The sequence below is a fragment of the Niastella soli genome (assembly GCF_017742245.1).
GTDB lineage: Bacteria > Bacteroidota > Bacteroidia > Chitinophagales > Chitinophagaceae > Niastella > Niastella soli.
Map to the genome: position 1 here is coordinate 1 of NZ_JAGHKO010000031.1, position 517 is coordinate 517.

The 517-nt window shown below is 49.1% G+C and carries 1 protein-coding gene; it reads left to right on the forward strand.

Annotated elements, in window-relative coordinates:
* The coding region (locus J7I42_RS35000) for an AMP-binding enzyme (protein ID WP_209145226.1) at positions 1-517 on the forward strand (517 nt) is incomplete at both ends.

A 517-nucleotide genomic window follows, 5' to 3' on the forward strand; every position in this document is an offset into this window, starting at 1 on the left:
ACCTGCAATTGCTACCGGTTGGGGTAGCAGGAGAATTATGCATAGGCGGCGCACAGGTTGCCAGAGGTTACCTGAACAGACCCGAACTAACAGCTGAAAAATTTATAAAAGATCCATTTACTAATGAGAAAGGTGCACGTTTGTATCGCACCGGCGACCTGGCCCGCTGGCTACCAGATGGCAACCTCGAATTCTTAGGCAGAAGGGACGAACAGGTGAAGATCAGAGGTTACCGCATAGAGCTCGGAGAGATTGAATCTGTATTGCAACAGACAGCTGGTGTGCAGCAAGCGGTGGTAGTGGTAAGGGAAGATGCACAACAAAATAAACAATTGATAGGCTATGTGGTAGCAGGTGAGGGCTGGCAAAAAGAAGCAGCACTGGAAGCATTATCAAAGCAACTGCCCGAGTATATGATCCCGGCCTGGTTGCTGGAAATAGCAGCGATCCCACTTACCGCACACGGCAAGATCGACCGTAAAAAACTGGCGGCGATTGAAATCACTACAGACCTTAA